This is a genomic window from Flexivirga caeni, assembly GCF_003724155.1.
GTDB classification, from domain to species: Bacteria; Actinomycetota; Actinomycetes; order Actinomycetales; family Dermatophilaceae; genus Flexivirga; species Flexivirga caeni.
In genome coordinates, this window is sequence record NZ_RJJQ01000016.1 from 76,039 (window position 1) to 101,831 (window position 25,793).

A 25,793-nucleotide genomic window follows, 5' to 3' on the forward strand; every position below is an offset into this window, starting at 1 on the left:
ACTTTGACAGACTGACGACGATGAACGACGAAGCGCAACGGCCGGCCCCGCAGTGTCCTGCGGGGTCGGCCGCTGCCGCGCGCGAGGAGGAGCAGGTCGAGAGCCGCAGGGACCACCTGATCATGATCTTCTGGTCCGGGGTGTGGCTTTTCTGGATGCTCGGCCCGTTCGTCACGTCGGTCCGCCACATCGACACCCCACGTGGGGTGCTGGGGACCGTGGCGGTGCCGCTCTTCTGCGTGACATACCTGAGGCACTTCTACGAATGCCGCGCAGCGTTCTTCCGGCTCACCAACCCCGCTGGTTTCCGGCCGCGCCCGAGAGACCTGGCTCGCTACGGCTTGCTCGGCCTCATCGCCGCGCTCTGTGTCGTCGCAGCTGGCCAGCCCGGTTACGCTGCGGTCATTTTCTTCGCGCTGTCCGGGCTATGGACACTGCGCCTGCAACGCGGCTGGCTGATCGTCATCTTGGTCGGCGTCTGTTATCCGTTCCTGTGGGCGCTTCCGGGCTGGAAGGCCGACGGGACCAGCTACATCGGTCTGGGTTTCGGTGCATTTGCGATCACGATCGGTATGACGGCAGGCCGTCGTCAGCACCAGTTGCGCGAGACGCGGCGGGTCAACGCCGAGCTGATGGTGCAACAGGAGCGCAACCGGATGGCGCGCGACCTGCACGACATCCTCGGGCACTCGCTCACGGTCATCACGGTCAAGTCCGAGTTGGCCGGCCGGCTGCTCGACGCCGGCGCCGGCGAGCGTGCCCGCGCGGAAGTGGCCGATCTGGAACGGCTGTCCCGCACCGCGCTCGCCGATGTGCGGCGGGCGGTCGAGGGCTATCGGGAGATCTCGCTGTCCGGCGAGCTGGCCCGGGCCAAGGAGGCGTTCGCCGCTGCCGGCATCACCGCGCGCACGCCGACTGCGCTGGACCAAGTGCCGGCCGACTTGGTGGAGCCCTTCGCCTGGACGGTGCGCGAATGCGTCACCAATGTGCTGCGGCACAGCGGCGCGACGACCTGCACGATCAGCGTCGGACCCGGCTCGATCACGGTCGAGGACAACGGAATCGGCGCTGGGTCCGTAGTCGTCGGCAACGGGTTGGCCGGGTTGCGCGAGCGCGCGTCCGCGGCCGGTGCGGTCGTGATCACCCGGCCGGTCGAGCCACACGGGTTCTCGGTCACCGTCGCCACCAAGGCCGAAGCACCGATGGTCGAGGTCACACCGGACGAGGACACGCCCCGGCATACCGTCGGGCACCGGTCCGGAGGGGCGTTCACATGACGATCAGGGTGCTGCTCGCCGACGATCAGGCGCTGGTGCGAGGCGCGCTCGCAGCCCTTCTCGAGCTCGAGAGCGACCTGACAGTCGTGGGCGAGGTCGGGGACGGCACTGAGGTCGTTGCTGCGGCGCTCGACGCGCGACCCGACGTGGTCCTGATGGACGTCGAAATGCCCGGCATGGACGGCATCACCGCCACCGCTGAACTGCGCAAGGTGCTGCCGGACGTGCGCGTGCTGATCGTGACCACTTTCGGTCGCCCGGGCTATCTGCGCCGCGGATTGCAAGCCGGTGCAGCGGGTTTCGTCGTCAAGGACACACCTGCGCGTGAACTCGCCGACGCGGTCCGCCGCGTGCACCAAGGTTTGCGCGTTGTCGACCCGGCGCTCGCCACCGACAGCCTCATCGCGGGGGAGTCACCGCTGACGGCACGCGAGACCGATGTGCTGCGCGCTGCCCGCGGTGGCGGCACGGTCGCCGATATCGCCGCCGAACTCTTCCTCTCCGAGGGAACGATCCGCAACCACCTGTCCGCAGTGATCGGCAAGACCGGTGCGCGCACCCGGGCCGAGGCGGCCCAGATCGCCGAGTCCAACGGCTGGTTGTGACGCGAAGATTCGTTCCTCATCTTCGCGTCACAACCTGATTCTGATTGCCGTCCTTCGGCTGGTCGTGATTGCCGTCAGCCGACGAGGTCGTCGATGACCAGCATGGTCGCGCCGCCGGTGGCGAAGTTGGCGATGTCGGCGGCGGCGGCCTGCCCGTCCGGGGACGCAAGTCCGGCGGACAGTGCCTCCTGTGATGCGAAGTTCAGCACCGCGACGACGTAGTACGGCGGTTCGGACCCGTCCGGGGCCGCGCAGTGACCCGCGTGCCAACTGGTGACCCCGGGAATCTTGTCGGCGAGCGGCTGGTGGGTGGACGTGTAGTAGCTGTCGAATGCGGCCGGGTCGTCCGGCTTGCCGTAGGCGACGACCAGTTGGGGCATGGTGTGTCCTTCGGTGTCAGACCTCGGTGGCGAGCAACTCGCCGAGGTGCTGGTCGATCTGCGGCATATACGTCGGTGCGACTCCAAACAGGCCGAGGTGACCGAGCACATCGTTGATGACGCGCAGTTCGCTGCCTGGCACGAGCTGCTGCTCAGGCTTGCAGTCGCGCACCGGGAAGAGCTGGTCCTCGTCGATGGGCATGACGAACATCTTGGCGGTGATGCGGCCCAGGGCTGCCGCCAAGTCGCCGCCGGTGTGCCGCGCCACGTCGCCGCGCTGCCAGGCCCAGGATTGGGTGAGCAGGTCGTTCGGGTCCATGGCAGTGAAGTACGGCTCGAGGAAGCCGGCCAGGAAGGCCTCCTTGGAGTCGAATTCCAGCGCCCGCCATACCTCTTGCTTCCAGAACTCGGTGGAGAAGCCGACCACCGCCCAGATGTGCGCCTGGCGGGTCAGTCCGCCCAGTACGTCGGCGTTCGAACTGTATTCGCCACCGTTCCAGCCAGGGTCGGACACGGTCGCTTCGCGCATCGCCTCCGCGATCAGGTAGTCGCCCGGCGTGTTCTGCGCGGTGCCCGCGATCGGTGCAGCGCGTAGCACTTTGTCCGGGAACCGGACCGCCCATTCGTAGGTCTGCTGGGCTCCCATCGAGCCGCCGACCACCAGCGCCAGCCGGTCGATGCCGAAGTGCTCGCGCAGCAGGCGCTCCTGCGCGACCACGTTGTCCCCGATCGTTACGTGGGGGAACTTCGACATGGCGATCGATGCGTTGGCCTCGTCCGCGTTGTGCGGAGAAGTGGACAGGCCGCTGCCGATCTGGTTGACCGAGACGATGAAGTACTTCTCGGGGTTGAGCGCGTGGTCGGGACCGATGTAGACATCCCGCCAGATCTGGTGCGTACCCGAATACCACGTCGGGATCAGGATGGCGTTGTCCTTGGCCTCGTTGAGGGTGCCGAAGGTCGCGACGGCGAGCTGACAGTCGGGTATGGCGCCACCCTCCTCGAGGCCGAGTTCGCCGATGCTGATCAGGTCGTAGTCGCCGTGGAACTCGTGACTGTAGAAGGGGTTGTCGATCATGCCGAGGTGCTCCTTATCCAGATGAAGTGTGCTGAGAACGGGCGAGTGGTCACTCGAATCGGAACGCCTGGTATCCGCCGTTGGCGGCGGCGTCCGCCTGCTGCCGGTAGGCGCCGACCCCGCCGACATAGGACAACACCCGGCCGGTCGGCTTACCCGGCACGTTTGCGCCGTTGTACCAGGAACTGGTCTTGGACACCAGGGTTGCGTTGGCGATCGCGTCGTGATGCTGCACCCACTCCTCCTCACCTTGCTCGGTGGGTTCGACGACGTCATAGCCGTGCTCGCCCATGTAGGCGAGCAGGTCGGTGATCCACTCCGTCTGCTGCTGCAGGCACGTCGTCATATTGCACAGCGCTGCCGACGGTGCGAGCGGGATCGCCGTGGTGAGCATGTTGGGGTAGCCATGCACCATGATGCCGAGCGTGCTACGGATCTCCCGGCCCCAGTCGTCCGCGAGCGACCGTCCACCACGGCCTCGGATGTCGATGCGGGTCAGCGCACCGGTGCCAGCGTCGAAACCGGTCGCCATCACGATGATGTCGAGCTCGTACACCGATCCGTCCGCGAGTTCGATGCCCTCCGGCACGATCCGCGTGATCGGGTTGTCCCGGACCCCGATCGCTTCCACGTTGGGCCGGTGGAACGCCTCGTAGTAGCCGCGCTCCAGGGGAACACGATGGGTACCGAAGCCGAATTCGCCGGGTCTGGGAACGAGCAGGTCGATGAGTTCCGGATCCTGCAGCCGCGCCTCGATCTTCTCCCGGACGAAAGCCGAGATCTCGTCGCTGACATCCTGCTCGAAGAACATCTCGCCGAATGAGGCGAGCCACAGTTTCAGCGAGCCGTCCTCGTAGATCTCTTCGAGGATCTCGCGTCGCCGCTCCGGTGAGGTGTCGTGCCAGGGGTGCTCCCAGTCGTATTCGAAGCCGCTGAAAGTGTGCGGTATGACCGAGCGCAACTCGTCGAAACGGCCGTGGTACCACTCCTGCTCCGTCGGACCGTAGTCCGGGTTCTTCATCGGCAAGGTGTACTGGGGGGAGCGGATGAACACCTTCAGCTGATCGACATCCGCAGCGATGGTCTGGATGACCTGGATGCCGGTGGCACCGGTGCCGATGACACCGACCCGCTTGCCGGTGAAGTCGACTCCTTCGCGCGGCCAGCGCGAGGTGTGGAAGATCTCGCCGGTGAAGTCGTCCTGGCCCTCGAAGAGGTTGGCAAGTGGAGCGGAAAGCATGCCGGCGCAGGTGACCAGGAACTTGGTGTCGATCACTTCCCCGGTGTCGGTGGTCACCGTCCAGCGTTCCGTCCGCTCGTCGAACACTGCCTTGGCGATCCGGGTGTCGAACTGGAAGTCGCCGCGCACGTTCAGCTCGTCGGTGACGTAGTGCATCCAGCGTTCGATCTCCGGCTGGCCGGGGAACTTCTGGCTCCAGGACCATCCCTTGTAGAGGTCCTCGTCGAAGATGTACTGGTAGATGTAACCCTCGGAGTCGAACCGGGCGCCCGGGTAGCGATTCCAATACCAGGTGCCGCCTACGTCGCTGCCGGCCTCGTAGCCCCGGACTTTCAGGCCGAGCTTCTTCAATTGGAACACCTGGTAGATGCCGGCGACGCCCGCGCCGATGACCAGCGCCTCCAATTGTGTGGTGGCTTCGGCGGAACTCGTGTCGGGCAGGGTCTGAGTCATGGTGACAGTCGTCCTTCTCGCGTCTCGATTTTCGGCTGCAAACCATTGTTGTGGCGTAGGACACAGTTGAGCCGTCCCATGATGGGACACTTTTTCGGGGCGCCCGGACGACACGTCGGTATGGCGAGGCATCCCGGCGACGCCGGCCGGGATCGGATTGTGGCGCGCCGGAGTCAGCCGACAATGCCGTAGGTCTTGATCTTCCGATAGAGGCTGCTGCGCGATATTCCCACGTGGGCGGCCGCAGCCACCCGGTTGCCGTCGTGCTCTCGCAACGCGCTGATGAGGGCATCGCGTTCGGCGACCTGGATGGGAGTCAGGTTGTGGCTGCTGATGTTCGTCTGGCAGTACCGGGGCAGGTCGTCCACCTGGATCTCGCCAACGGGGCGTTGCCGCAACGCCTGGCCGAGTGCGTCCCGAAGCTGGGTGACGTTGCCCGGCCAGGGGTAGGCCGCGAGTGTTCGCGTCGCGACGGGGGAGAGGTGTACGTGGCGAAGGGGAGCGAGTTCGCGCAGCAGTCGCCCGATGAGGTGGTCGAGGTCTTCGGTGCGGTAGCGCAAGGGTGGTACCTGCACCGAGGCCCGGAACAGCGAGAGCAGAGCCGGCCGGATGACGGACAACTCACCGTCCACCTGGGTGACCGTCGCGACGACAGTGACCGGAGCGGCGCCGGAGCGTGCGGCATCGACGATGCGCGTCAGCGTCGCAGCGCCTTCGGCGCCGAGGTTTTCGATGTTGCGCGCCACCACCAGGGTCGGGCGGTCGGGAACTTCGCCCACGAGCGTCTCGGCGTCGATGCCGACGCCATTGTCGAGCTGCCCGGCGTCGAGGCAGACGCTGCGTCCGTTGAGGCGATCCGCATGGAACGTCTCCGTGGTCAGCGTGAACTTGCCCGACCCCGGCTCGCCCAGCACCAGCGTGGTCGCTGCCGCTGCCAGCGAATGCTGCAGCTCGTCCTGGGCACGTGCCCAGGACGGTGAGGTACTCACCGCTGCAGGCCCGATCCGGCGGTGCCGCAGGCCGGTCACGATCGATTGGGTGTCGGCGGTGGCCACCGACACGTTCGGCACTACCCGCACGCCGAACTCCGCCGCGCTGCGGGCCGCAGCCACCAGGTGCGACTCGGCGAGCTCGGCCACCACGACGATCCCGGCTGTCGTGTCGCCGCTGACGATCCGGGTGCCGCGGAAACGGACTACTCGCCCGGAGGAGAGCGTGATCGTGTCGGTGACTTTGTCGCGCCGGCTCATGAGGAACCTGGCGTGATCGCGGATCCCGGCCTGTTCTTCATGGGTGAACAAGGTCTGCGCGTTCGCGTTCGCCATCACCACTGCGGAACCGAAACCGAACACGGCGTTTTTTGAGCACCGTGCGTCGGCATGCAGGTAGGTGTTGAACAGCACCTGCTGCGCCTGGCTGCGGTCGTTGAAGAGGTTGCTGCTGATGTCCTTGGCCGCGGACTTGACCAGCGTATGCAGCAACGGACTCCACGACCGGGCGACCGTCGACACGTCGAGGATGCCTTCGATCCGGCCGGTGATCGGGTCGATGATCGGTGCCGCCGTGCATGCGAACGGCTGCAGCTGCTCCGAATAGTGTTCATGTCCGACGATCGAGACTGGCTGACCCGACTGAATCGCCGTGCCTACGCCGTTGGTGCCCATGGTGTCTTCGGCGTAGCTGAATCCTGGCGCAAACTCGACGCGGTCGACCAGACGCGCGACGCCGGTGGAGATGTCGAGCCGTTCGACGAGCCGCGCCTTGTGATCGGTGAGGGCGATGACCAGCGCGACGTCGGGAATGTCCGCGCCCAGCTGGTCGATTACCGGTCTGGCGCACCGCGCCAGCCGCGACGAAGTGTCGATGTCGTCGCTGTAGGTAGGGCTCGTACGGTCGGCGTCGACGCCGGCAGACCGGCTGCGCACCCATGATGCCGCCAGCACGTCAGAGACTGCGGCCGCGGCCGGCCGACCGGTCTCCAGGAAGTCGGCGCGCGCGGCCGCGACCCGCAGCTGGTGCTTCGGTGGTCGGTTCGGCAACGTCATACCACCGCTGTGATGCACGACACATCATCATTGTGCGCTGGAGACGGCGTCAGCCCAAGGGTGCGCGGGCACCAACTTCGGGCAATTCGCTGTTTCCGGCGCACAGATGCGCTGATTTGGGCAGGCGTGTGCCCGCCTGGGACGATGTATGGCGCAATGACCGACACGCCCACGCCCACGCCCGTCCTGCCGCCGCTGCAGATCGGCCCGCACACGATCGCCTCACCCGTGGTGCTGGCGCCGATGGCCGGCATCACCAACCGGGCGTTCCGCCGCCTGTGCCGCAGGTATGGCGAAGCCGGCTCCAGTGCTGGCGGCGCCTCGGGCGCGACCAGCCTCTACATCAGCGAGATGATCACCTCGCGGGCACTCGTGGAGCGCAACCCGATGACCATGCGGCTGATTGAGCACGACCCGGACGAGTCACCACGCTCGATCCAGCTCTACAGCGTCGACCCGGAGACCACCGGTCGCGCCGCACATCTGCTGGCGAGTGAAAGCCGTTGTGACCACATCGATCTCAACTTTGGCTGCCCGGTGCCGAAGGTCACCCGCAAGGGCGGCGGCTCCGCGTTGCCGTGGAAGACCGACTTGTTCCGGGGCGTGGTGTCCGCGGCGGTGCGAGCGGCCGCGCCATACGGCATCCCGGTGACGGTGAAGATGCGCAAGGGCATCGACGACGATCACCTGACCTTCCTGGAAGCCGGTCGCATCGCCGAAGGGGAGGGTGCTGCGGCGGTTGCGCTGCACGCACGGACGGCTGCGCAGGCATACTCCGGCACCGCGCAGTGGGACGCGATCGCCCAGCTGAAGCAGACCGTCACGAGCGTCCCGGTGCTCGGCAACGGCGACATCTGGTCTGCCGACGACGCGCTGCGGATGGTGGCCGAGACCGGCTGTGACGGTGTGGTGGTCGGCCGCGGCTGCCTGGGCCGGCCGTGGCTGTTCACCGACCTCGCGGCGGCGTTCGCGGGTGGTTCGACCCGGGTGCAGCCGACCATGCGGGAAGTCGCCGACACGCTGCGGCTGCACACGCTCTACCTTGCCGAGTTCTTCGAGTCGGAGGACAAGGCATGCCGAGACATCCGCAAGCACATCGCCTGGTATTTCAAGGGATTCCGGGTCGGCTCGGAGTTGCGCGCCGGCCTGGGCCTGGTGCAGTCGGTGGCCAGTCTGGACGACCTGCTGGGCAGTCTCGACCTGGACCAGCCGTGGCCCGGCGACGCGGCGGAGGGCCCGCGCGGCCGCGCGGGGTCCGAGCGGCACGTCGTGCTCCCCGAAGGCTGGCTCGACTCGCGCACGATCGACGACGACACGCGCCGCGATGTGGCGGCTGCCGAGGCGTGGAGCAGCGGCGGGTAGGTCCTCAGCTGTGGACGACCGACGTGAGGGCGACCGCGACCTCCTGCGCGGTCCATCGCATGGTCGCCGACCCCACGGACACCTCCGCCCACGACCATCCGGGGACGTCTGCGCGCGCCCAGTTCTGGACCGCGATCACGCCTTCTCGTTCCGCGAGCTGAACAACCTTCTCTCGCAACGAATCCGGTGTCCCCGGTGCGTATACGACGAACTCGCGTGTGTGCGGTTGCTCGGGTACGACGGCGACGCCTCCTTCACGCAGAAGCGCCGCGATCTCGACGGCCCGGTCGTGGTACTCGGACATCCGTGGCAGGTGCTCGTCCAGTCCCGCGATCGCCGACGCGGCATACGCCGTCATGCCATAGAGCGTGCCACCGAGCCGGCGGCGCCACTGATTAGCCTCCGCGACGAGATCTTCCGGACCAGCCAGTGCAGCACCGGCGAGTGCGCCGAGACCCTTGTAGAACGAGACGTACACGCTGTCGGCGAGCGCCGTGACCTCCTGCGGCGATGCCCCGAGATGCGGCGTCGAGTCCCAGAGTCGCGCGCCATCCAGGTGCAGCGGGACGCCACGATCCCGGCAGCGGGCGCTGAAGTCACGCAACTCGCCGAACGTTGGCAGCACGAAGCCCGCTTCTCGCAGCGGAAGCTCCAGCAGGACGGCGCCCAACGGTCCGGGTATGGCGTCCAGCTGTGCCACTGTCGGCACCTGCCGACCCGTGCCGAGCCGTTCGCAGCGCAGATCGTGCAACAGCGCGGGGCCGTCCAGCTCGTGACGCAACAGGTGCGACAGCTCGGGGATCGCCACGCGGCGGGTCCCGGACTGGTCGACCCAGCATCGCAGTGCCGCCTGCTGTGCCATGATCCCGCTGGGGAAGAACGTCACCGCGGGAGTGCCGAGGATGGTCGCCACACGCGACTCCAACTCGGCGACGAGCCCGCCGTCGCCATACCGGTCCCAGTCGTTCGTCGAAGCGATGCCGTCTGCGACTGCGGCGAGCGCCTCCTTCGGAGTGCGGATGTCGTGCCCGAGCATCCGGCGGGCGCCCCGTGCTGCGGTGGCGAATCGAGCGTCGAGTGTGGTGGAGTCGGTGGGGGTGTCATCTGCAGCAGGCATCGTGCAATCCTGCCCGACGCGTGTTCAGACCTCGACCGGGCGCTCGGGGTCGGTGATCCAGTGCGACCAGGACCCGATGTAGACGCTGGTCTGCGGGTGAATCCCGGATGCTTCCAGCGCGAGCGCCAGATGCGTCGCCTGCACACCCGACCCGCAATAGACGCCGACCTCGCTCTCCGGCCGGACGCCGAGCGCGGTGAAGCGCAGCGCCAGGTCGTCGGGGGAGAGGAACGCGCCGGTGTCGGTCAGATTGGCCAGGGCGGGAGCGGACACGGCGCCCGGGATGTGACCGGCAACGGGGTCGACGGTCTCGTGCTGCCCGGCGAAGCGGTCCGCGGGCCGGGCGTCCAGCAGCAGCTTGGTGGCCGCGATCTCGGCGGCGTCGTCGGCATCGAGTAGCGCAGCGCCCGGGTCGGTGGGGAAGAAATCACCCTCGTGCGGTGCTGGCTGATCGGTGGACACCGGGAGCCCGGCCGCCTGCCACGCGGCGAATCCGCCGTCGAGCACCTGCACGTCCTCTTTGCCGAAATACCTCAGCAGCCACCAGCACCGGCTCGCCGCAAGGGAATTCCCGTCGTCGTACACCACAACCGGGCGGTCGTTGCGGACACCGGCCGCCCGCATCGCGACGGCGAAGACGTCACGTTCCGGCATCGGGTGGCGACCCCCGGCTCCTGGGGCGCTGGCCATGACGCCCTCGAACTCCACCCAGGCGGCGCCCGGCACGTGCCCCACGTCGTATGCCGGTCGGCGGGACGGCGCACCCAGTTGCCAGCGTGTGTCGATCAAGGTCACGCGATCCCGGACGGACGCCAGCCCGGCCGGGGTGATGAGGGGGTGCGTGGGGCGGGTCATACCCAAAGTGTGATGGCGTCGGGCAGCACCCGCAATGCGGAGGTCAATTCTGAACAAGCCTCGTGGTCGCTGATTGTTCACCCGCCGGACTGGGTAGTCTCGACCTGTTCCGGTGTCCCCGTGCGGGGGCGCTCCGTGCCAAGACCGATCCGTGGAGGTTCGACCGTGCTCGTCCGTCGCCTTGCCCGTCCGATGTTGTCGTCGATCTTCATCTATGGCGGGTTCAACTCAGTGCGCAATCCGGACCGCTCGGTGCCGGCCGCCGAGCCGTTCCTGGACAAGCTACGCGGACTGTTGCCCCAGCAGGCAGCAGACCTGATTCCGCAGGACCCGGCGACGGCCGTCCGCCTCAATGGTGCCGTCCAAGTCGTGGGCGGACTCATGCTCGCCACCGGCAAGTTCCCGCGCGTTGCCGCGCTCGCGCTGGCCGGCAGCATGGTCCCGACGACCCTCGCCGGACATGCCTTCTGGCAGGAGGACGACCCGGCGAAACGCTCGCAGCAGCAGTTGCAGTTCATCAAGAACGTGAGCCTGATCGGCGGACTGCTGATCGCGGCAGCCGACACGGGAGGCAAGCCGAGCCTCGCCTGGCGGGGTCGCGCGGCCGCACATCACGCCGGTGAGGCCGTGGCATCGGCGCTGCCCTCGAGTTCTGACAACTCCGAAACCGTCGCCTCGCTGAAGGACACGCTCAGCACCGTGGCCGATGCGGCCCGTGTGCACGGTCAGCATCTGGCCGAGGTGGTCAAGGAGCAGGCGCCGGTCGTGGCAGATGCGGCCCGTGTGCACGGTCAGCATCTGGCCGAGGTGGTCAAGGAGCAGGCCCCGGTCGTGGCCGATGCGGCGCGCGAGCACGGCGAGGCGCTTGCCGACGCTGCGCGCGAACAGGCGCCCGTGGTCGCCGAGGCAGTGCGGCAGCGCGGTGGCGAGTTCAGCCGGAAGGCTGCGGAGGCGGCGCGACAGGCACGCGCTCAGGTGTCGTGAGTCCCGGACTCACATCGGGTTCAATGGGGACATGTGCCGCAATATCCGTCCGCTGAACAACTTCGAACCGCCGGCGACCGATGACGAAGTGCACGCCGCCGCGCTGCAGTTCGTCCGCAAGATCGCCGGCGGTGCCAAACCCTCGAAGGCCAACCAGGCTGCCTACGACCAAGCGGTCGAGGTGATCGCCGCAGCGAGCCGTGAGCTGCTCGACGCGCTCGTGACTACGGCGCCGCCGAAGAATCGCGAAGAGGAGGCGGCCAAGGCCAGGGCCCGCTCCGCGGCGCGCTATCCATCGGCGTCGTGAAAGGCGTGTTGTGACAACCGAGATCACCGTCCGGCCACTCGATCGCAGCGCTCAGCGCGCGCTGGTCGGCTGGCTGGGCGACGCCCGGGCGGCGGGCATCGACATCGACGACGTGGAGTCGATCGGCAGCGCGTATGACGCCTACGTCAACGAAGTGTTGCTGATGCCGGCGGACCAGCGCCCCGACCCGACGCCGAAGCTGACAATGATCGCGATGGCGATGGGCGAGCATCTGCAACGCAATTCGTCGCTGCAGTGGCGAATTGCGGGGGACGCGAAGGGGACCGACCTTGCGCTGGCGTCCGCGGACGATCTCGGCGTGCTCTACCCGATCGACCCGATCGCGCAGGCCTGGTCGCAGCGGCAGCGCGGCTGGCTGCCGGTCTTCGTGCGCGAACTGATGCGCAGCATCGAAGGCCCGGCCTGATCGTGCCACTGCGGACGGGCCGGCGCCCGGCATGAGCTATTCGGCATACGACCGGCAGCGTTTCGTGCGCGAGGACCCGGTGCAGAAGCGCGCCGACCGGGACGACTTCGCACGCGACCGGGCACGGGTGCTGCACTCGGCCGGGTGGCGTCGGCTGGCGTCGAAGACCCAAGTGCTGCAACCAGATAACGACTTCATCCGCAACAGGTTGACGCACTCGCTGGAGGTCGCTCAGATCGGCCGGGAGTTCGGTGAGGTCATCGGCTGCAATGCCGACGTGGTCGACACGGCGTGTCTCGCGCACGACCTCGGGCATCCGCCGTTCGGGCACAACGGTGAGGCGGCGCTCAACGCACTCTGCGGGCACATCGGCGGATTCGAGGGCAACGCGCAGACCTTCCGCATCCTGACCCGGCTCGAGGCCAAGCGGTCGCGGAACAACGGCGGCTCGGTCGGGCTCAACCTCACCCGCGCATCTCTGGACGCGGCCAGCAAATATCCCTGGTTTCGTGGCGAAAATCGTTCCTACCCGGGCAAGTTCGGCTGCTACGAAGATGATGCTGAAATCTTCGGCTGGGTCCGCGCCACCGCGCCGACGGAGCGCTTCCAGCAGCGCTGCGTGGAGGCGCAGGTCATGGACTGGGCCGACGACGTCGCCTACTCGGTCCACGACGTGGAGGACGGCATCACCTTCGGACTGATCGATCTGCGGGCACTACGCTCTGCGCCAGAACAGGAGCTGCTGGCCGACCTGGCGCGGCGCACGTATGCGCCGCAACTCGAAACCGCGCAACTGGCAGGGGCTTTCGCGCAGTTGGTGGCGACTGGCGTCATACCCGACCGGCTACGTCCCGGCCGGCAAGGGGTTGCCGCGCTCAAGGACATGACAAGCCGGCTGATCGGTCGATTCGTGGCTGCCGCCGAGCAGGCGACGCGGGACAAGTATGGAGATGGACCCCTGACCCGCTATTCCGCGGACGTCGTGATCCCGGCGGACGTGCTCGCCGAGTGCGTGATGCTGAAGGCCGTCGCTGCGCACTTCGTCATGCGAACCGAGGCCCGGCGGTTGCTGCAGGAGGAGCAGCGCCGGATCGTCGAGACGCTCTTCAGCATCTATCAGGAGCATCCCGATCGGCTCGATCCGATGCTCGCAGAGGACTATTCGGCCGCGCCGGACGACGCGGCGGCGCTGCGGGTGGTCGTCGACCAGATCGCCTCGCTGACCGATCACCGGGCGCGAGCGCTCGCGGAGTCGTGGAGTTAGCCATGTGGTCGCTGTCGCCGCTGCCGGTCGTGGGTGCACCGATGGCCGGTGTCGGCACGCCGGAGCTCACCGCCGCAGTGAGTGCAGCCGGCGGTCTCGGCATCGTGCCCGGCGGCTACCTGACCGCGGCGCGGTGCGCGGCCGATCTCGCACGGGTCCGGGAGCTGACCGATCGGCCTTTCGGCGCCAACCTCTTCCTGCCGACCCCGGTCGACGAGGCCCGGGGCGCCGCCCGATTGCGTTCGTATGCCGAGGCGCTCGCCCCCATTGCCGCTGCCGCGGGCGTGGACCTGCCCGAGCCGCGCTGGGACGGCACGGACGACTTCGACGCGAAGCTCGGAGTGCTCCTCGACCAGCCGCCGGCACTCGTGTCGTTCATGTTCGGCGTGCCACCGGCCGACGCTGTTCGCCGGCTGCATGCGGTCGGCAGCCGGATCATGGTGACCGTGACCGACGCCGCGGAGGCGCGGGCGGCGGTCGCCGCGGGTGCCGACGTGCTGTGCCTGCAGGGTGCGGACGCGGGCGGGCACCGCGGGACGCATCGCGTCGAAGCCGAGCCGAACTCGGCGGGCTGGCGCGAGCTGCTGGCATCGGTGCTCGCCGTTGCCCCTGTGCCGGTCGTGGTCGCCGGCGGCGTGATGGGCTCGCGCGATGTGGCTGAGGCGCTGGCCTCCGGAGCGGCAGCAGTGCAGTGCGGCACCGCCTTCCTGCTCACCGACGAGTGCGCGATGCCCGCGGCATACCGCGCGGGGTTCACCGCGCCGGAGTTGACCGAGCTCGTCGTGACCCGTGCCTTCAGCGGCCGGCCGGCGCGCGCCATACGCAATGAGTTCGTGGCACGTCTCGACCCACTGGCGGTGCCGGTCTATCCGATGGTCAACCAGCTGACCCGGCCAGTGCGTGCGGCGGGTGCAGCGGCCGGGAATCGGGAGCTGGTGAGCCTGTGGGCGGGTACCGGCTGGCGACAGGCCCGGACTGGACCAGCAGCCGACGTCGTAGCGGCGCTCGTCCGGCACCCTGATTGACCGATGACCTGTGGACGGGCGCGCCCGCGCGGGTGCCCGGCCACCTAGACTGCCGGTGTTATGGCGGGTCGCATCAAGTCCGAAGACGTCGAACTCGTCAAGGAGCGCAGTTCGATCGAGGACGTCGTGCGCGAGCACGTCACACTGCGCCGGTCGGGGAGCAACCTGGTCGGTCTGTGCCCGTTCCACGACGAGAAGACGCCCAGCTTCTCGGTCAACCCGGCGCAGGGTTTCTACCACTGCTTCGGCTGCGGCAAGGGCGGCGATGTCATCTCCTTCGTGCAGGAGGTCGACCACCTCAGTTTCGCCGAGGCCGTCGAACGGCTGGCCGGCAAGGCCGGCGTCGAACTGCACTACGAGGACGGGGTGCGGCCGCGTGAGGAGAGCATCGGCCGGCGCACCCGGCTGCTCGAAGCCCACCGGGTCGCAGCAGAGTTCTACGCGTCGTTGCTCCCGGGTATGCCGGAGGCGCGCACCGCGCGCGACTACCTACGCGGCCGCGAGTTCGACGGCGCGATCGCCGAGCAATTCGGGCTCGGCTACGCTCCGACCGACGGTCATGCGTTGGCGAACCTGTTGCGTGACAAGGGTTTCAGTCGTGACGAGCTGCTCGCGGCGGGGCTGATCAACCGTGGCGGGTATGACGTCTTCCAGGGCCGGCTGCTCTGGCCGATCCACGACATCACCGGCGACACGGTAGGTTTCGGCGCCCGCCGGATCTTCGACGCCGACCCGCGGCCGGCGAAATACCTGAACACCAGTGAGACCGCGATCTACAAGAAGCAGCGCGTGCTCTACGGGCTGGACCTGGCCAAGAAGTCGATCGCCGACGACCGCAAGGCGGTGATTGTCGAGGGCTACACCGACGTGATGGCGGCGCACCTGTCCGGGGTGACGCAGGCGGTCGCGACGTGCGGCACCGCCTTCGGCGTCGAGCACATCAAGCTGTTGCGCCGGTTGCTGCGCGACGAGCGGGGGGGAGACCCCGCCAAGGTGATCTTCACCTTCGACGGTGACGCGGCCGGGCAGAAGGCTGCGTTGCGTGCGTATGACGAGGACCAGCGCTGGGCATCTCAGTCGTATGTCGCGGTCGCCGCGGACGGCCAGGACCCGTGCGAGTTGCGGATGTCCGGCGGTGCGGAAGCGGTGCGCGAACTCGTCGAGGGTGCTACTCCGATGTTCGAGTTCGTCGTGCAGACCACGCTCGCGCGGTTCGACCTCGACTCGGTGAGCGGGCGGGTTGCCGCGACCCGGGCGATCGCGCCCATCGTGGCCGACATCCGCGATGGCTTCAGCCGGGACGAACTGATCCGGGAGGTGTCACGCCGGATCGGCGTCGGCATCGACGACTTCGCGCAGGCGGTGCGCCGAGCGCCACGAGGCGGCATCGCCGCGGCCGCGAAGCAGGAGCGGGACAATCATGCCGATGCGGCCGAGTCACCAGGGGCTGCACCGGCATACGAACCCCCGAACCTGCGGGATCCGGTGGTGCGGGCCGAGCACATGCTGCTGCAGTGCGCCATCCAGTTCCCGGGTGTGATGCCGACCCAGCAGCTGGACCAGATCGACCCGGCCGAGCTGACCGCGCCCGCGCACCGGGCGGTTTTCGAGGCGATCCGGACGGTCGGCATCGACACCGGCCGCAGCCAGAGCGCCTGGGTCTCCGCGGTGAACGAGGCAGTGCCGCAGGTGGTCCGCCCACTGGTGGCGCAACTGGCCGTCGAGCCGTTGCCGACGAAGCTGGACAGCCAGGGCCGGCCCGACTGGCACTACGTGCGCTCGCTCGTGGTCCGCGTGCGTGAGGTCGCGCTGCGCCGCCGGATCGCGCAGGTGATGAGCGCATTGCGGCGCACCGAGGACCCGGAGGAGGCCCGCGGCATCTCGGCGCAGCTGACCACGCTGCAGCGCACCCTGGCCGATCTGCTGGCCAGCCTGGAGTGACCTGCGCGCACTCACTGACGCTCGAAACGGTCGCTGACGCTCGAACCAGCCGCTGACGGTGCAGCAACGGGGTCAGCGGCTGGTTCGAGCGTCAACGGCGCGGGGGTGTCCCGTGTGCTGGGACTGACCCGGGGGACAATGGCCGGATCATGTCGTTTCTGAAGCGGTCCAAGCCGCAGCTATCGGACGAGGTGCTCGCGCAACTGCGCCTGCCCAAAGGTGAGCGCGTGCTGGCGTCGGCCGTCGACCAGTTGACGGGCGCGCGCGTGGTCGCGACCAACTGGCACCTCATTCAAGTAGCAGCGGACGGCACAGTGACCCCGCGCCCGTGGCATGAGGTCGACGCCGGTCAGTGGAACTCGGAGGCATGGACCCTCAGCGTCACCTGGATCGAGACACGCAGGCCGTCGCAGTGGACCTTCGGCGAGCAGGACACCCGCCTGCCGGAGACGTTCCACGAGCGCGTGCGCGCGAGCATCGTGCTGGCCGAGGACCTGCCCCTGACCGGGCGCGCCAAGGGCCGGGTCGTCGTACGACGGGACCTGCAGACCGGTCAGCTCCTCACGCAGACGGTGCTCGGACGAGCCACCCGCGCCGACGATCCGGAGGTGCAGGACGCCGTCGCCCGCACCACGGCGTTCGTCCGCGACGCCGTCGGTCTGTAGCACGTCGCCCGATTCGGCGTTGGCCGCGCGCCTTTGCTATGGTTTCCCTCGCGTCAAGCGCGCGATCCCCTGTAGCTCAATTGGCAGAGCATTCGGCTGTTAACCGGAGGGTTCTTGGTTCGAGTCCAAGTGGGGGAGCAGCAAGAGGGCCTCTGACCAGCGGAAACGGTCAAGGGGCCTTTCTCATCGCTCCGAAAGAACGTCGATCTCCGGTCTCGCGCAGCGGGGCGCTCTCTGGGGTCAAGCGGAGTCAGACTGGGTCACCGAGTTGTTTTGTGTTTGGCTGGTCTGGACTTGGGTGAGATCCCTTCAGGCGTCCGCGCCTGGGCTACGATTACCGGCGTTGTCCGCGGAGCGCTCGGAGGTGGACGGACGCCCAGGAGCGAAACGGTCTCCAGGTCTCGGATACTTCCGCGAGTGTGACGCCGGGGCCGTAGAGATGGCTGATCTCGGCGTCGAGGTGGCGTTCCGCGCGAGGGAGAACGTCCGGGGCGTTCGTGCCACGAATCAGGGTCAGGTCTGTGGCGAACGGGCCGATCCCGGTGATGGCAAGGAGCTGGCCGCGCGCCTCGTCTTCGGGCAGGGCACGCAGATACGGGCCGTGGAGAACGCCATCCAGTGCCGCGTGCGCGACCTCGACCAAATATTCTGCTGTGCGGCCGGGGAGGACGAGTTCTCCTGTGCGGGCGGCACGGATGAGATCGGCAGGTGCGGGGAACGCGCCGTGTGCTCCGTAAATGGCCATCAGATCGCGGCGAAGTCGAGCCGCCTCCGGTACACGGGTGCGCTGGGACAGCACCGCCCAGGCCGCAGCTTCGTAGGGTGAGTAAAACCCGCATGGCCGGAAGCCGGGTAACGCACGCTGCGCGCCGGCGATGATCGGGTCGCGGTCTCCGACATCCGGCCAATCGGTTGCGTCGATGTCCAGGGAGAGGAAGCTGGCGACCTGTTCAGCGGCGGCGTTCAGGTCGCCGTCGCCGAACAGCTCAATGCGCGCGGCGCTGCCGTGCTGAGTGACGTTCGCGGTAGTGGGCGTCCAGTCGTGTTCGCTGACGAAGCGAGTCTGTAACACGCCGGGATCACCACTGGGCGAGATCGCGGTGGGCGTGAACCCCTTCCAGAACCCTCGGCTGGTCCGCAGCGACCACGGTCCTACCACCTCGATCTCCGCCACATGCCGCCTCACGGCATCTCACGCCTCGGAGTGGATCGTGACGATATACCCGTCCGGGTCGCGGAACGCGAACTGAAATCCGAATGGACCCTCGGAGGGCTCCTGGGCGATCGGCACGCCCTGCTCCATCAGACGTGAGTGCAGCCCGGCCGCGTCCTTGTTGTGGAACCACACGCCGATGCCCGCGCCGAACTGGCCGATCGCGTCAAGATCCACGCCGGGGAACGGGTCGCGTACCGCGAATGCGACCCCACCAGCGGAGAACACCGTCGCGGCTGGGTTCGGCGCGGGAAGCCGACTGAGCCCGACCGTCTCCTCATAGAAGCGTGCGGACACCTCCCGGTCGCGGACCTGGAACGAGACGAAATCGGGGCCGGCCGTCATAGCTGTCATCAGACTTTCTCCTGTCGCTCGATTCAGTGTCAATAGATTGACACTCAATCGAGCGTCTGTGGTCGCCGGCGGCACCTACGCGACCTACACGTGGGCCTCGCATCGCCTGATGAACAGCGGTGTCGGCCGCGCGGCCTCGATGGGTGCGGTGTTCGGCGGGGGAGGGCTGCTACTCCCGCCGGTGCTCCTGCTGACCGGGGCTCCGTTGCTCGCCTCCCGGGAGAACTTCGCTGTCAGTGCCTATATGGCGCTGGTGCCGATGTTCCTCGGCTACTTGCTGTTCGGCTACGGCCTGACCCGGGTGCCAGCGAGCACCGCCACCACGGCGCCTCTTGTCGAGCCCGCCGTCGCCGCCGTGCTGGCGGTGGTGATCGTCGGTGAACGACTGCCGGCGCTGGGCTGGGTCGGCCTCGGCATCATCGCGGTGGTTCTCGTCATCCTCGTGCTCGCACCAACCCCCAGCACCCTGGATGTCCCCTCAGCTGGCCAGCCTGCCCGGGTCGGGGCCGTTCGCCCACCAGCGGGCGGCGCGCTGCTGACCGGTGGGTATGCCGGAGCCGTCGAGACTGGTGAGGCCGGGGTGGCCCGACATACCGGCCGCATAGATGACGCGTGACGTGGCGCCGGTCTCCCGGATCGCCGTCGCGAGGTCGACGTCGGCCGGGAACGCGCGGTGGTGCGCCAGCGGGGTGAGCAGCCGGCGCTTGTCCGACGGGGTGCCGGAGCGATACGCGGCGGCGAGCGTCTCGGGGTCGGTGCGCCGGCAGGCGCCCATCGCAACCGACGTGAACGGGAACTCGGTTGCCCGCCCTACGGTTCCGCGTGTGGTGGACATTTCAGCGGGCCGGGACCAGAAGCGGCGCTCGAGCTCGTGGGAAAGCGCGTGCCCGTAAGGACTCGCCGACACCGCGAGACCGGCCGTGAACGGATCGGTGCCATCGACCAGCAGCCGCCACAGCCAGGTCGCCAGACCGTCCTCGTGCCGGCGGTTCATCCGCCCGGCAAGTTCCCTGGCCAGACTCGCGCAGGTGATGCGGAACTCCCGCGCATCCGCCGCAGGCAGCGTCTCCGGGCGAGACCGGACGATGCTCAACTGCACCCGCCGGGACTGATCCCGGCTGAGCGGAGACAGCAGGTCCCGCAACTGCCACGGGCTCAGGCTCGACGCGACGATCGTCGCAACCGCCTCCAACTCCGCGTGACCGCTCGTCAGGTCCTCCCGCAGGGTGTCGCGTATGGCGCCCCACAGCTCGCGCTTGCTGCGCCCCTGACGCAGGTCGATGGCGAGCACATGCGCGACGGACTCCGTCGGTTCGCCGCGCAGCGATCGATAGGTCTGCAGTGCGAGCGCCGTGCCACGCGGGTGCTGCACCTCGGTCAACGACGCGAGCGCATCTCCGATCACGGTGTGGCCGCAGGCAGCGAGATGGTCGCGCACCGCGTCTTCGACAGGCCCGCTGACGACCGGGTCGGCGGCAAGCACTTCCAGGGCACGGATGCGCAAGCGATATCCGGCACAGGTGGAGCGGGACATCTCGTTGACCAGCAGGTGTGACCAGAAGGCGATCCGCTCTGGAGACTGTGGTGTGCCCGTCGTGATCAGGGTTGCCAGCTCGAGCCAGTCCCGTCCCGACAGCGGGGTGGTGTCTGCGGCGTCAGCCCGGGTGAGCAAGCTCCACTGTGCCGCACGGTCTTGCGTGCTCGCCTTGCCGCTGGGCAGATAGGAACTGATCTCGCCTGGGGCGAGGCCGACGATGTCCTCCAGGGCGGCGACCACCGGCAGCGGCGGAGTCAATCCGCCGGTCTCGTAACGGGTGAGCGTGCCCGGCACCAGGGTCTTGCGGACACCCGGGTGGGCCTTCATCGCCTCGATCATTCTCGGCTGCACACGCAGTGCGGGGTCCGGGGCTGCGTGGCGCCATGACCGCATCAGCCAGGGGACCGGCGACCAATCCTGCAGCGGGGTGTCCACGGGCGAAGAGTACGCGGGAGTCCGCCTCCAGCGCACTGGATAGTCACCCCTCAGTATGCCGAGCGCGCTGCGTCATACGGCCTGCCCGGTGGCGACACCCGGCGCGTTGGTGGGCCCGGCCGGGTCACCGTCGGGCGCAGCCGGGCCGGTCGTGCGGCCGCGAGCCTGCAGACGGTGCTCGACCCACGTCGCCAGCTTGCTGATGGCGTAGTTGATCGCGATGTAGATGGCCGCGATCACCACGAGCATCGCAAAGATGTTGCCGTTCAACGAAGTTGCCGGCTTGCTGTTGTAGAGCAGCTCGCCGTAGAGGACGTTGTAACCCAGCGCCGTGTCCTTCAGCACGACGATGACCTGGCTGATCAGCGACGGAAGCATCGCGGTGATCGCCTGCGGCAGCAGGATCTGGCGCACCGTCTGGCCCTCGGTCAGCCCAATCGAGCGACCGGCCTCGGACTGGCCCTTCGGCAGCTGACCGACACCACCTCGGATGACCTCGCAGATGACCGACGAGTTGTAGAACGACAGGCCGGCGACGGTCGCGATCAGCGGGCCGTTGCCGCTGCCGTGTCCGTTCGCACTGAGCACACCGAAGATGAAGAGCATCATCAGCAGCACCGGTATGGCGCGCGTCAGCTCGACCCAGGCCGTCGCGATCCAGGTCACGGCACGCAGCCCGATTGCCTTGGGGGAGTTGCCCGTTGGCACGGAAAGCAGCCGCAGCATCGCCAGCAGCACACCGAGCACCAACGCGATGACGATGGCGATCGCGGCAGCCACCAGGGTGCCGCGCAGGCCCGGCAGGATGTAGCTGTGCCAGGTGCTCCACTCGGCGAAAGGCTTCCACTTCGCGCTGGCGAACTGATCCTTGGTGGCGAGCTTCCAGACCACCAGCGCCATGATCGCCGCGAACACCACGCCGCCGATGACGCCGAGGAGTGCGTACCGACGCCGCGCCTTCGGCCCGGGCGCGTCGAACAAGACACTCGCACTCATCTCTTCACCGCCACTCGGTTGCCGAGCCGGCCGATCGCGACACCCATCGGCAGGGTCAGGATCACGAAGATCACCCCGACGACCAGGAAGGACAGATTGAGCAGGCCGGGATCGCGCTCGGTGACGGTCTTGAGCACCGCCGAGAGCTCGTACACCCCGATGGTCACCGCGACGGTCGTGTTCTTGGTCAGCGCGATCAGCGTGTTCCCGAGCGGCACCACCGCACCGCGGAACGCCTGCGGCAGGATCACTTCACGCATCGTCTGGCCGAAGGTGAGCCCGATCGACCTGGCGGCCTCGGCCTGGCCGAGCGGGATCGTGTTGAAGCCGGAGCGCAGCGCCTCGCAGACATAGGTCGCGTGATAGACCGTCATACCGACGACCGCCAGTCGAAAACCGTTGACGTCGGCAAACTTTGGGTCGGACGAGTTGGCCAGCGTGATGCCCAGCTGGATGTAGAGCACGAAGCTGCACGACAGGATGATCAGGGTCAGTGGGGTGTTGCGGAAGATGTTGACGTATGACGTGCCCACGAAGCGCAGGATCCCGATCGGCGACAGCCGGAGCGTCGCGACGATCGTGCCGAGGACCAGGCTGCCGATCGCGCTGTAGATGGTGAGCCGGACCGTCGCCCACAGCGCGGTCCAGATGTGGTAATCGGAGAAGAGCGAAGACACCGCTGAGCTCCCTGTCTCGAACGGACGGGTGAAGATCTCCCGGCGGTGGCCACATGACGGTTGGCCACCGCCGGGAACGAGTGAAAGTCCTTGCAATCAGCGAGGACTCAGGCCTGGCAGGTCGGCGTCTTCGGCGGGTTGGACTCGCTGTTGTACTTGTAGTCAGAGCCCAGGTTGTTGTCGAGCGCCTTCTGCCAGTTGCCGTTGTCGACGGTCTTCTTGATCGCGTCGGCGACCTTCTGGCAGTCGGCTGCACCCTTCTTCAGGCCGATGCCGTAGTTCTCCTCGCTGAACGTGCCGCCGACCAGCTTGAACTTGTCCTTGTACTGCGACTGGTTGGCGTATCCGGCGAGGATCGTGTCGTCGGTGGTCATCGCGTCGATCGAGCCGGACGCCAGGGCCTCGGCGCACGCCGAGTAGGTGTCGTACTTCTGCGGCACCAGGTTCGGCTGTTCCTTCTTCAGGTTGTCGACCGAGGTCGAACCGGTCACCGAGCAGACCTTCTTGCCGGCCAGGCCCTTGACACTGTCGATCTTGGAGTCCTTGCTGACCAGCAACGACTGTCCCGCAACGAAATACGGTCCGGCGAAGCCGACTTCCTTCAGCCGCTTGTCGGTGATCGAGTATGTCGCGACGATCATCTTGACCGTGCCGGCCTGCAGCATCTTCTCCCGCTGCGGTGACGGTGACTGCACGAAGTCGACCTTGCTGTAACCCAGCTCGCCTGCGACGCAGCGGGCGATGTCGACGTCGAAGCCGGTGTACTTGTCGCCGTCCTTCAAACCCAGGCCGGGCTGGTCGAACTTGACGCCGACCTTCACGGTCGGGCCCTTGTCGGGCAGCTTGCAGACGGCTTCCTTGCTGCTGCCGCCGCTGCCGGAACTCCCGCCGCAAGCGGTCAGTCCGAGGCCGAGGCTGAGAGCGGCGGCAGCCGCTCCGGCATACGTGGCGCGAAACTTCATGGTGTCTTCCCTCCGGGTTCGCGGGTTTTCCCCGCTGCGGTTGGCGGCGATCGTGACGGTGACCGCCGCCGCTGAAACTCAGGTCGGTCAGTGGGTGAGGATCTTGGACAGGAAATCCTTCGCTCGGGCGGACTCGGGATTGGTGAAGAAGTCGTCCGGCGTCTTCTGCTCGAGGATCTGGCCGTCTGCCATGAACACGACGCGATCGGCCGCCCGCCGGGCGAAGCCCATCTCGTGGGTGACGACGATCATCGTCATGCCGTCCTTGGCGAGGCCGGACATGACGTCGAGGACCTCGTTGATCATCTCGGGGTCGAGCGCCGAGGTCGGCTCGTCGAAAAGCATCACCTTCGGCTGCATCGCGAGCGATCGGGCGATCGCCACCCGCTGCTGCTGTCCGCCGGAGAGCTGCGCCGGGTATTTCTGGGCCTGCTGTGCCACGCCCACGCGCTCAAGAAGCTGCATCGCGCGCGCCTCCGCCTCGGACTTGCCGAGTCCCCGCACCTTGATCGGGCCGAGCGTGACGTTCTGCAGGATCGTCTTGTGCGCGAACAGGTTGAACGACTGGAACACCATCCCGACGTCGGCGCGCAGCTTCGCCAGTGCGGCGCCCTCTTCGGGCAGCGGTTCGCCGTCGATCGTGATCGTGCCGGATTCGAATGTCTCCAGCCGGTTGATGGTGCGGCACAGCGTCGACTTGCCCGAGCCGGACGGACCCAGCACGACCACGACCTCGCCCTTGGCGACGTCGAGGTTGATGTCCTGCAGCACGTGGAGGTCGCCGAAGTGCTTGTCGACCCCCGTCATACACACGAGGGGTTCGCCGGCCTCGGCGTTGGTCGCGCCGGCGGTAGGTGCCTGGTCCGTCATGGGTATGCACCCTACAAGGCGCCCCCAGGTAATTTTAAGAATAGTGCGCTAGTGGCACGGATCGTTGCCGCGTTGTTGCCATCTGACCGCCCGGTGACCGGTTGCTGAGTCCGGCCTGGTCACGCACTGTGCGCCGTGTGATGTCACAATGGCTCGGCACGAGGGGCGATAGCTCAGCCGGTTAGAGCAGCGGACTCATAATCCGTCGGTCCTGGGTTCAAGCCCCAGTCGCCCCACCAGATTTCAGCAACGCGAGCGTGGCCGACCCGATTGCGTCCGCACGTCGCACTAGGCTGATGTGTATGTCGAGTCCGATGAGCGGCGGCTTCGGTCGCCCGCAGAACCCCCGAATGCAGGGCCAGGGCCTGAGCCTTGAATACCCCATGTCCTTGGGCATCTACACCGAATACCGCGACGCGCAGCAGGCCGTCGACTATCTGTCCGACCAGCAGTTCCCGGTTGAGAACTGCATGATCGTCGGCACCGAGCTCAAGCAGATCGAGCGGGTCGTCGGCCGGCTCACCTGGGGCCGTGTGCTCGCCGGTGGGGCGCTGTCCGGCGCCTGGTTCGGTGCCTTCATCGGCCTGATCCTGTCGATGTTCGACTCGGTCAACGTGCTCGGCGTGATCTTCTCGACGATCATCTTCGGCGCCGTGTTCGGTGCCGTCTGGGCGTCGATCGGTTACAGCCTCACTCGCGGACAGCGTGACTTCCAGTCGGTGACGCAAGTCGTCGCGACCAAATATGAGGTGCTCGTCGAGCACAAGTTCGCGATGCAGGCGCGCGAACTGCTGGAGCGGATGCCCGGCGGCGGGCCGACGCTCACCTGAGTGCGGTAGCCAGGACCGGTCACAGCCGCAGGTCATCCCCGGATGGCCCGAACTTGTCCCGCAGGAAGCGGTGGCTGGCGAGTATGCCGTCGGCGCCCGCTGACTGGGCGGCAGTCGCGATGTCGTCCAAGGCGCTGTCCAGCAGTTCCAACTGCTCCTGAAGCAGGACCGCACCGGTCTTGCCGTCCTCGATCGGTGCGGTGTCCGCAGTCGCCGGCGACAGCGCCAGGTAGCTGCGGACCGCGGTGGGCGCGTAGTCCTCGTGGATCTGTTCCACCTCGAAGATCAGCCGGTCGCTGACCTGGCGCGTGCGCAGGTCGGCATGCAGCGCGTCCGCGCGGCGCAGCACGATGTGCAGGCGCTCGCGCGCGACACCGGGCAAGCGCGGGTGATTGAAGAGACGGTCGAGGTCCACGGCCGAATCATGAGCAGCCGCAGCCTGCTCGGATACCTTCCGCATTTCCTCGCGCCGCACCGACTTCGCCTCCTTCCGCCGATTGCGCGCGGGACCGCCGGTGATGACCCACAACACCGCCATGAAGCCGACAGGGAACACGGCCCACGGGTAATGGTGGGTCGTTGCGGCAGCCGCGAGGAGCACCACCAGTGACGCGAGCGAGGCTTGCAGCTCGCGCCTGACCTTGTGGTAGGGGCGGTAGAGGAACTGGATGCTCGACAGCGTCAGGATCGCCATACCGGCTTCGACTGCCCAGTCGGCATGGGTGAACGCCAGGCCGGCCATCACCAGAGCGCTGCCGAGGGTGCGCAGGATCGCGTCCCTGCCGCGTGTGAAGGCACCCGACAACATGGCGACGGTCGACACAACGGCGAGCAGCGTCCAGACGGCATCCACGAGCGACTCCAGTCTCCAGAACGGGCATCCGTTCCTTCCAG

At 67.6% G+C, this 25,793-nt stretch carries 25 protein-coding genes and 2 tRNA genes; 14 read left to right on the plus strand and 13 right to left on the minus strand.

Going from position 1 to position 25,793, the window contains the following annotated elements; genetic code table 11:
* Window positions 1-20 precede the first annotated feature (20 nt).
* Both EFY87_RS14630 and EFY87_RS14635 read left to right on the plus strand, forming a co-directional pair.
* Window positions 21-1,277: a sensor histidine kinase gene (locus EFY87_RS14630; RefSeq protein WP_245988658.1), complete on the plus strand. Its 1,257-nt coding sequence runs from the start codon at window positions 21-23 to the stop codon at window positions 1,275-1,277.
* The gene (locus tag EFY87_RS14635; RefSeq protein ID WP_123272224.1) at window positions 1,274-1,882 is read left to right on the plus strand and encodes a response regulator transcription factor; all 609 of its coding nucleotides are present in this window, start codon (window positions 1,274-1,276) and stop codon (window positions 1,880-1,882) included. The genes EFY87_RS14630 and EFY87_RS14635 overlap by 4 nt, the downstream gene beginning before the upstream one ends.
* Window positions 1,883-1,956: 74 nt before the next feature.
* Here the strand turns inward: EFY87_RS14635 and EFY87_RS14640 are convergent, their stop codons facing one another.
* The 4 genes from EFY87_RS14640 to EFY87_RS14655 form a co-directional block, all read right to left on the minus strand.
* Window positions 1,957-2,262 carry an EthD family reductase gene (locus EFY87_RS14640; protein ID WP_123272225.1) on the minus strand — a complete coding sequence of 102 codons (306 nt, stop codon included), beginning with the start codon at window positions 2,260-2,262 and terminating at the stop codon, window positions 1,957-1,959.
* 16 nt (window positions 2,263-2,278) lie between these two features.
* Window positions 2,279-3,340 (minus strand): alpha/beta fold hydrolase, encoded by a 1,062-nt coding sequence (locus EFY87_RS14645; RefSeq protein ID WP_123272226.1) that lies wholly within the window; start codon window positions 3,338-3,340, stop codon window positions 2,279-2,281.
* 49 nt (window positions 3,341-3,389) lie between these two features.
* Window positions 3,390-5,033 (minus strand): flavin-containing monooxygenase, encoded by a 1,644-nt coding sequence (locus EFY87_RS14650; RefSeq protein WP_123272227.1) that lies wholly within the window; start codon window positions 5,031-5,033, stop codon window positions 3,390-3,392.
* Window positions 5,034-5,206: 173 nt separating this feature from the next.
* On the minus strand, window positions 5,207-7,078 hold the full coding sequence (locus tag EFY87_RS14655) for a sigma-54-dependent Fis family transcriptional regulator (protein ID WP_123272228.1): 1,872 nt from the start codon (window positions 7,076-7,078) through the stop codon (window positions 5,207-5,209).
* 156 nt (window positions 7,079-7,234) lie between these two features.
* Between EFY87_RS14655 and dusB the strand changes: the two genes are divergently transcribed.
* Window positions 7,235-8,440: a tRNA dihydrouridine synthase DusB gene (gene dusB, locus EFY87_RS14660; RefSeq protein WP_123272229.1), complete on the plus strand. Its 1,206-nt coding sequence runs from the start codon at window positions 7,235-7,237 to the stop codon at window positions 8,438-8,440.
* Window positions 8,441-8,444: 4 nt separating this feature from the next.
* Here dusB and EFY87_RS14665 read toward each other — a convergent pair whose 3' ends face one another.
* Entirely contained in the window at window positions 8,445-9,557 is a 1,113-nt protein-coding gene (locus tag EFY87_RS14665) for a threonine aldolase family protein (RefSeq protein WP_123272230.1), read from the minus strand.
* Between the two features lie 24 nt (window positions 9,558-9,581).
* Window positions 9,582-10,412 carry a sulfurtransferase gene (locus tag EFY87_RS14670; RefSeq protein ID WP_123272231.1) on the minus strand — a complete coding sequence of 277 codons (831 nt, stop codon included), beginning with the start codon at window positions 10,410-10,412 and terminating at the stop codon, window positions 9,582-9,584.
* A gap of 165 nt (window positions 10,413-10,577) precedes the next feature.
* Here EFY87_RS14670 and EFY87_RS14675 point away from each other — a divergent pair, with 165 nt between their 5' ends.
* From EFY87_RS14675 to EFY87_RS14710, 8 genes are all read left to right on the plus strand, one after another.
* Window positions 10,578-11,396, plus strand: a complete 819-nt coding sequence (locus tag EFY87_RS14675) for a DoxX family protein (RefSeq protein ID WP_123272232.1) — start codon at window positions 10,578-10,580, stop codon at window positions 11,394-11,396.
* A 31-nt stretch (window positions 11,397-11,427) separates the two neighbouring features.
* Entirely contained in the window at window positions 11,428-11,703 is a 276-nt protein-coding gene (locus tag EFY87_RS14680; RefSeq protein WP_123272233.1) for a DUF2277 domain-containing protein, read from the plus strand.
* Window positions 11,704-11,713: 10 nt separating this feature from the next.
* Window positions 11,714-12,130 carry a DUF3806 domain-containing protein gene (locus EFY87_RS14685; RefSeq protein WP_123272234.1) on the plus strand — a complete coding sequence of 139 codons (417 nt, stop codon included), beginning with the start codon at window positions 11,714-11,716 and terminating at the stop codon, window positions 12,128-12,130.
* A gap of 31 nt (window positions 12,131-12,161) precedes the next feature.
* Window positions 12,162-13,394, plus strand: coding sequence for a deoxyguanosinetriphosphate triphosphohydrolase (locus EFY87_RS14690; RefSeq protein ID WP_123272235.1), 1,233 nt, complete (start codon window positions 12,162-12,164; stop codon window positions 13,392-13,394).
* On the plus strand, window positions 13,385-14,419 hold the full coding sequence (locus tag EFY87_RS14695; protein ID WP_245988659.1) for a nitronate monooxygenase: 1,035 nt from the start codon (window positions 13,385-13,387) through the stop codon (window positions 14,417-14,419). The genes EFY87_RS14690 and EFY87_RS14695 overlap by 10 nt, the downstream gene beginning before the upstream one ends.
* Window positions 14,420-14,479: 60 nt before the next feature.
* Window positions 14,480-16,360, plus strand: coding sequence for a DNA primase (dnaG, locus tag EFY87_RS14700; RefSeq protein ID WP_123272237.1), 1,881 nt, complete (start codon window positions 14,480-14,482; stop codon window positions 16,358-16,360).
* Window positions 16,361-16,509: 149 nt separating this feature from the next.
* Entirely contained in the window at window positions 16,510-17,025 is a 516-nt protein-coding gene (locus EFY87_RS14705; RefSeq protein WP_123272238.1) for a hypothetical protein, read from the plus strand.
* A gap of 65 nt (window positions 17,026-17,090) precedes the next feature.
* A tRNA-Asn gene (locus tag EFY87_RS14710) sits at window positions 17,091-17,163 on the plus strand.
* 196 nt (window positions 17,164-17,359) lie between these two features.
* Here EFY87_RS14710 and EFY87_RS14715 read toward each other — a convergent pair.
* Window positions 17,360-18,199, minus strand: a complete 840-nt coding sequence (locus EFY87_RS14715) for a DNA-3-methyladenine glycosylase family protein (RefSeq protein WP_220093650.1) — start codon at window positions 18,197-18,199, stop codon at window positions 17,360-17,362.
* 18 nt (window positions 18,200-18,217) lie between these two features.
* Window positions 18,218-18,592 carry a VOC family protein gene (locus tag EFY87_RS14720; RefSeq protein WP_123272240.1) on the minus strand — a complete coding sequence of 125 codons (375 nt, stop codon included), beginning with the start codon at window positions 18,590-18,592 and terminating at the stop codon, window positions 18,218-18,220.
* 37 nt (window positions 18,593-18,629) lie between these two features.
* Between EFY87_RS14720 and EFY87_RS14725 the strand changes: the two genes are divergently transcribed.
* Window positions 18,630-19,208 (plus strand): EamA family transporter, encoded by a 579-nt coding sequence (locus EFY87_RS14725; protein ID WP_425459368.1) that lies wholly within the window; start codon window positions 18,630-18,632, stop codon window positions 19,206-19,208.
* Between the two features lie 1,428 nt (window positions 19,209-20,636).
* Here EFY87_RS14725 and EFY87_RS14740 read toward each other — a convergent pair.
* The 4 genes from EFY87_RS14740 to EFY87_RS14755 all read right to left on the minus strand — a co-directional run bounded on the left by EFY87_RS14740 (window position 20,637) and on the right by EFY87_RS14755 (window position 24,069).
* A complete protein-coding gene (locus EFY87_RS14740) occupies window positions 20,637-21,560 on the minus strand; it encodes an amino acid ABC transporter permease (RefSeq protein WP_123272243.1) in 924 nt (307 codons plus the stop codon).
* Complete coding sequence (locus EFY87_RS14745; protein WP_123272244.1) at window positions 21,557-22,237, minus strand: amino acid ABC transporter permease; 681 nt, start codon at window positions 22,235-22,237, stop codon at window positions 21,557-21,559. The genes EFY87_RS14740 and EFY87_RS14745 overlap by 4 nt, the downstream gene beginning before the upstream one ends.
* A 107-nt stretch (window positions 22,238-22,344) precedes the next feature.
* Complete coding sequence (locus tag EFY87_RS14750) at window positions 22,345-23,199, minus strand: glutamate ABC transporter substrate-binding protein (RefSeq protein ID WP_123272245.1); 855 nt, start codon at window positions 23,197-23,199, stop codon at window positions 22,345-22,347.
* Between the two features lie 87 nt (window positions 23,200-23,286).
* Window positions 23,287-24,069, minus strand: coding sequence for an amino acid ABC transporter ATP-binding protein (locus tag EFY87_RS14755; RefSeq protein ID WP_123272246.1), 783 nt, complete (start codon window positions 24,067-24,069; stop codon window positions 23,287-23,289).
* A gap of 162 nt (window positions 24,070-24,231) precedes the next feature.
* Here EFY87_RS14755 and EFY87_RS14760 point away from each other — a divergent pair.
* Window positions 24,232-24,308 (plus strand) — tRNA-Ile (locus EFY87_RS14760).
* Window positions 24,309-24,371: 63 nt separating this feature from the next.
* Window positions 24,372-24,899: a YflT domain-containing protein gene (locus tag EFY87_RS14765; protein ID WP_123272247.1), complete on the plus strand. Its 528-nt coding sequence runs from the start codon at window positions 24,372-24,374 to the stop codon at window positions 24,897-24,899.
* A gap of 19 nt (window positions 24,900-24,918) precedes the next feature.
* On the opposite strand, the gene EFY87_RS14770 is transcribed toward EFY87_RS14765, so the two are convergent.
* The gene (locus EFY87_RS14770; protein ID WP_123272248.1) at window positions 24,919-25,752 is read right to left on the minus strand and encodes a hypothetical protein; all 834 of its coding nucleotides are present in this window, start codon (window positions 25,750-25,752) and stop codon (window positions 24,919-24,921) included.
* Between the last annotated feature and the right edge of the window lie 41 nt (window positions 25,753-25,793).

What these genes read in the sequence shown, in the direction of transcription:
- EFY87_RS14630 (WP_245988658.1), top strand. Translation starts at nt 21, where the DNA reads ATGAACGACGAAGCGCAACGGCCGGCCCCGCAGTGTCCTGCGGGGTCG.
- EFY87_RS14635 (WP_123272224.1), top strand. Translation starts at nt 1,274, where the DNA reads ATGACGATCAGGGTGCTGCTCGCCGACGATCAGGCGCTGGTGCGAGGC.
- EFY87_RS14640 (WP_123272225.1), bottom strand. Translation starts at nt 2,262, where the DNA reads ATGCCCCAACTGGTCGTCGCCTACGGCAAGCCGGACGACCCGGCCGCA.
- EFY87_RS14645 (WP_123272226.1), bottom strand. Translation starts at nt 3,340, where the DNA reads ATGATCGACAACCCCTTCTACAGTCACGAGTTCCACGGCGACTACGAC.
- EFY87_RS14650 (WP_123272227.1), bottom strand. Translation starts at nt 5,033, where the DNA reads ATGACTCAGACCCTGCCCGACACGAGTTCCGCCGAAGCCACCACACAA.
- EFY87_RS14655 (WP_123272228.1), bottom strand. Translation starts at nt 7,078, where the DNA reads ATGACGTTGCCGAACCGACCACCGAAGCACCAGCTGCGGGTCGCGGCC.
- dusB (WP_123272229.1), top strand. Translation starts at nt 7,235, where the DNA reads ATGACCGACACGCCCACGCCCACGCCCGTCCTGCCGCCGCTGCAGATC.
- EFY87_RS14665 (WP_123272230.1), bottom strand. Translation starts at nt 9,557, where the DNA reads ATGCCTGCTGCAGATGACACCCCCACCGACTCCACCACACTCGACGCT.
- EFY87_RS14670 (WP_123272231.1), bottom strand. Translation starts at nt 10,412, where the DNA reads ATGACCCGCCCCACGCACCCCCTCATCACCCCGGCCGGGCTGGCGTCC.
- EFY87_RS14680 (WP_123272233.1), top strand. Translation starts at nt 11,428, where the DNA reads ATGTGCCGCAATATCCGTCCGCTGAACAACTTCGAACCGCCGGCGACC.
- EFY87_RS14690 (WP_123272235.1), top strand. Translation starts at nt 12,162, where the DNA reads ATGAGCTATTCGGCATACGACCGGCAGCGTTTCGTGCGCGAGGACCCG.
- dnaG (WP_123272237.1), top strand. Translation starts at nt 14,480, where the DNA reads ATGGCGGGTCGCATCAAGTCCGAAGACGTCGAACTCGTCAAGGAGCGC.
- EFY87_RS14705 (WP_123272238.1), top strand. Translation starts at nt 16,510, where the DNA reads ATGTCGTTTCTGAAGCGGTCCAAGCCGCAGCTATCGGACGAGGTGCTC.
- EFY87_RS14720 (WP_123272240.1), bottom strand. Translation starts at nt 18,592, where the DNA reads ATGACAGCTATGACGGCCGGCCCCGATTTCGTCTCGTTCCAGGTCCGC.
- EFY87_RS14740 (WP_123272243.1), bottom strand. Translation starts at nt 21,560, where the DNA reads ATGAGTGCGAGTGTCTTGTTCGACGCGCCCGGGCCGAAGGCGCGGCGT.
- EFY87_RS14750 (WP_123272245.1), bottom strand. Translation starts at nt 23,199, where the DNA reads ATGAAGTTTCGCGCCACGTATGCCGGAGCGGCTGCCGCCGCTCTCAGC.
- EFY87_RS14755 (WP_123272246.1), bottom strand. Translation starts at nt 24,069, where the DNA reads ATGACGGACCAGGCACCTACCGCCGGCGCGACCAACGCCGAGGCCGGC.
- EFY87_RS14765 (WP_123272247.1), top strand. Translation starts at nt 24,372, where the DNA reads ATGTCGAGTCCGATGAGCGGCGGCTTCGGTCGCCCGCAGAACCCCCGA.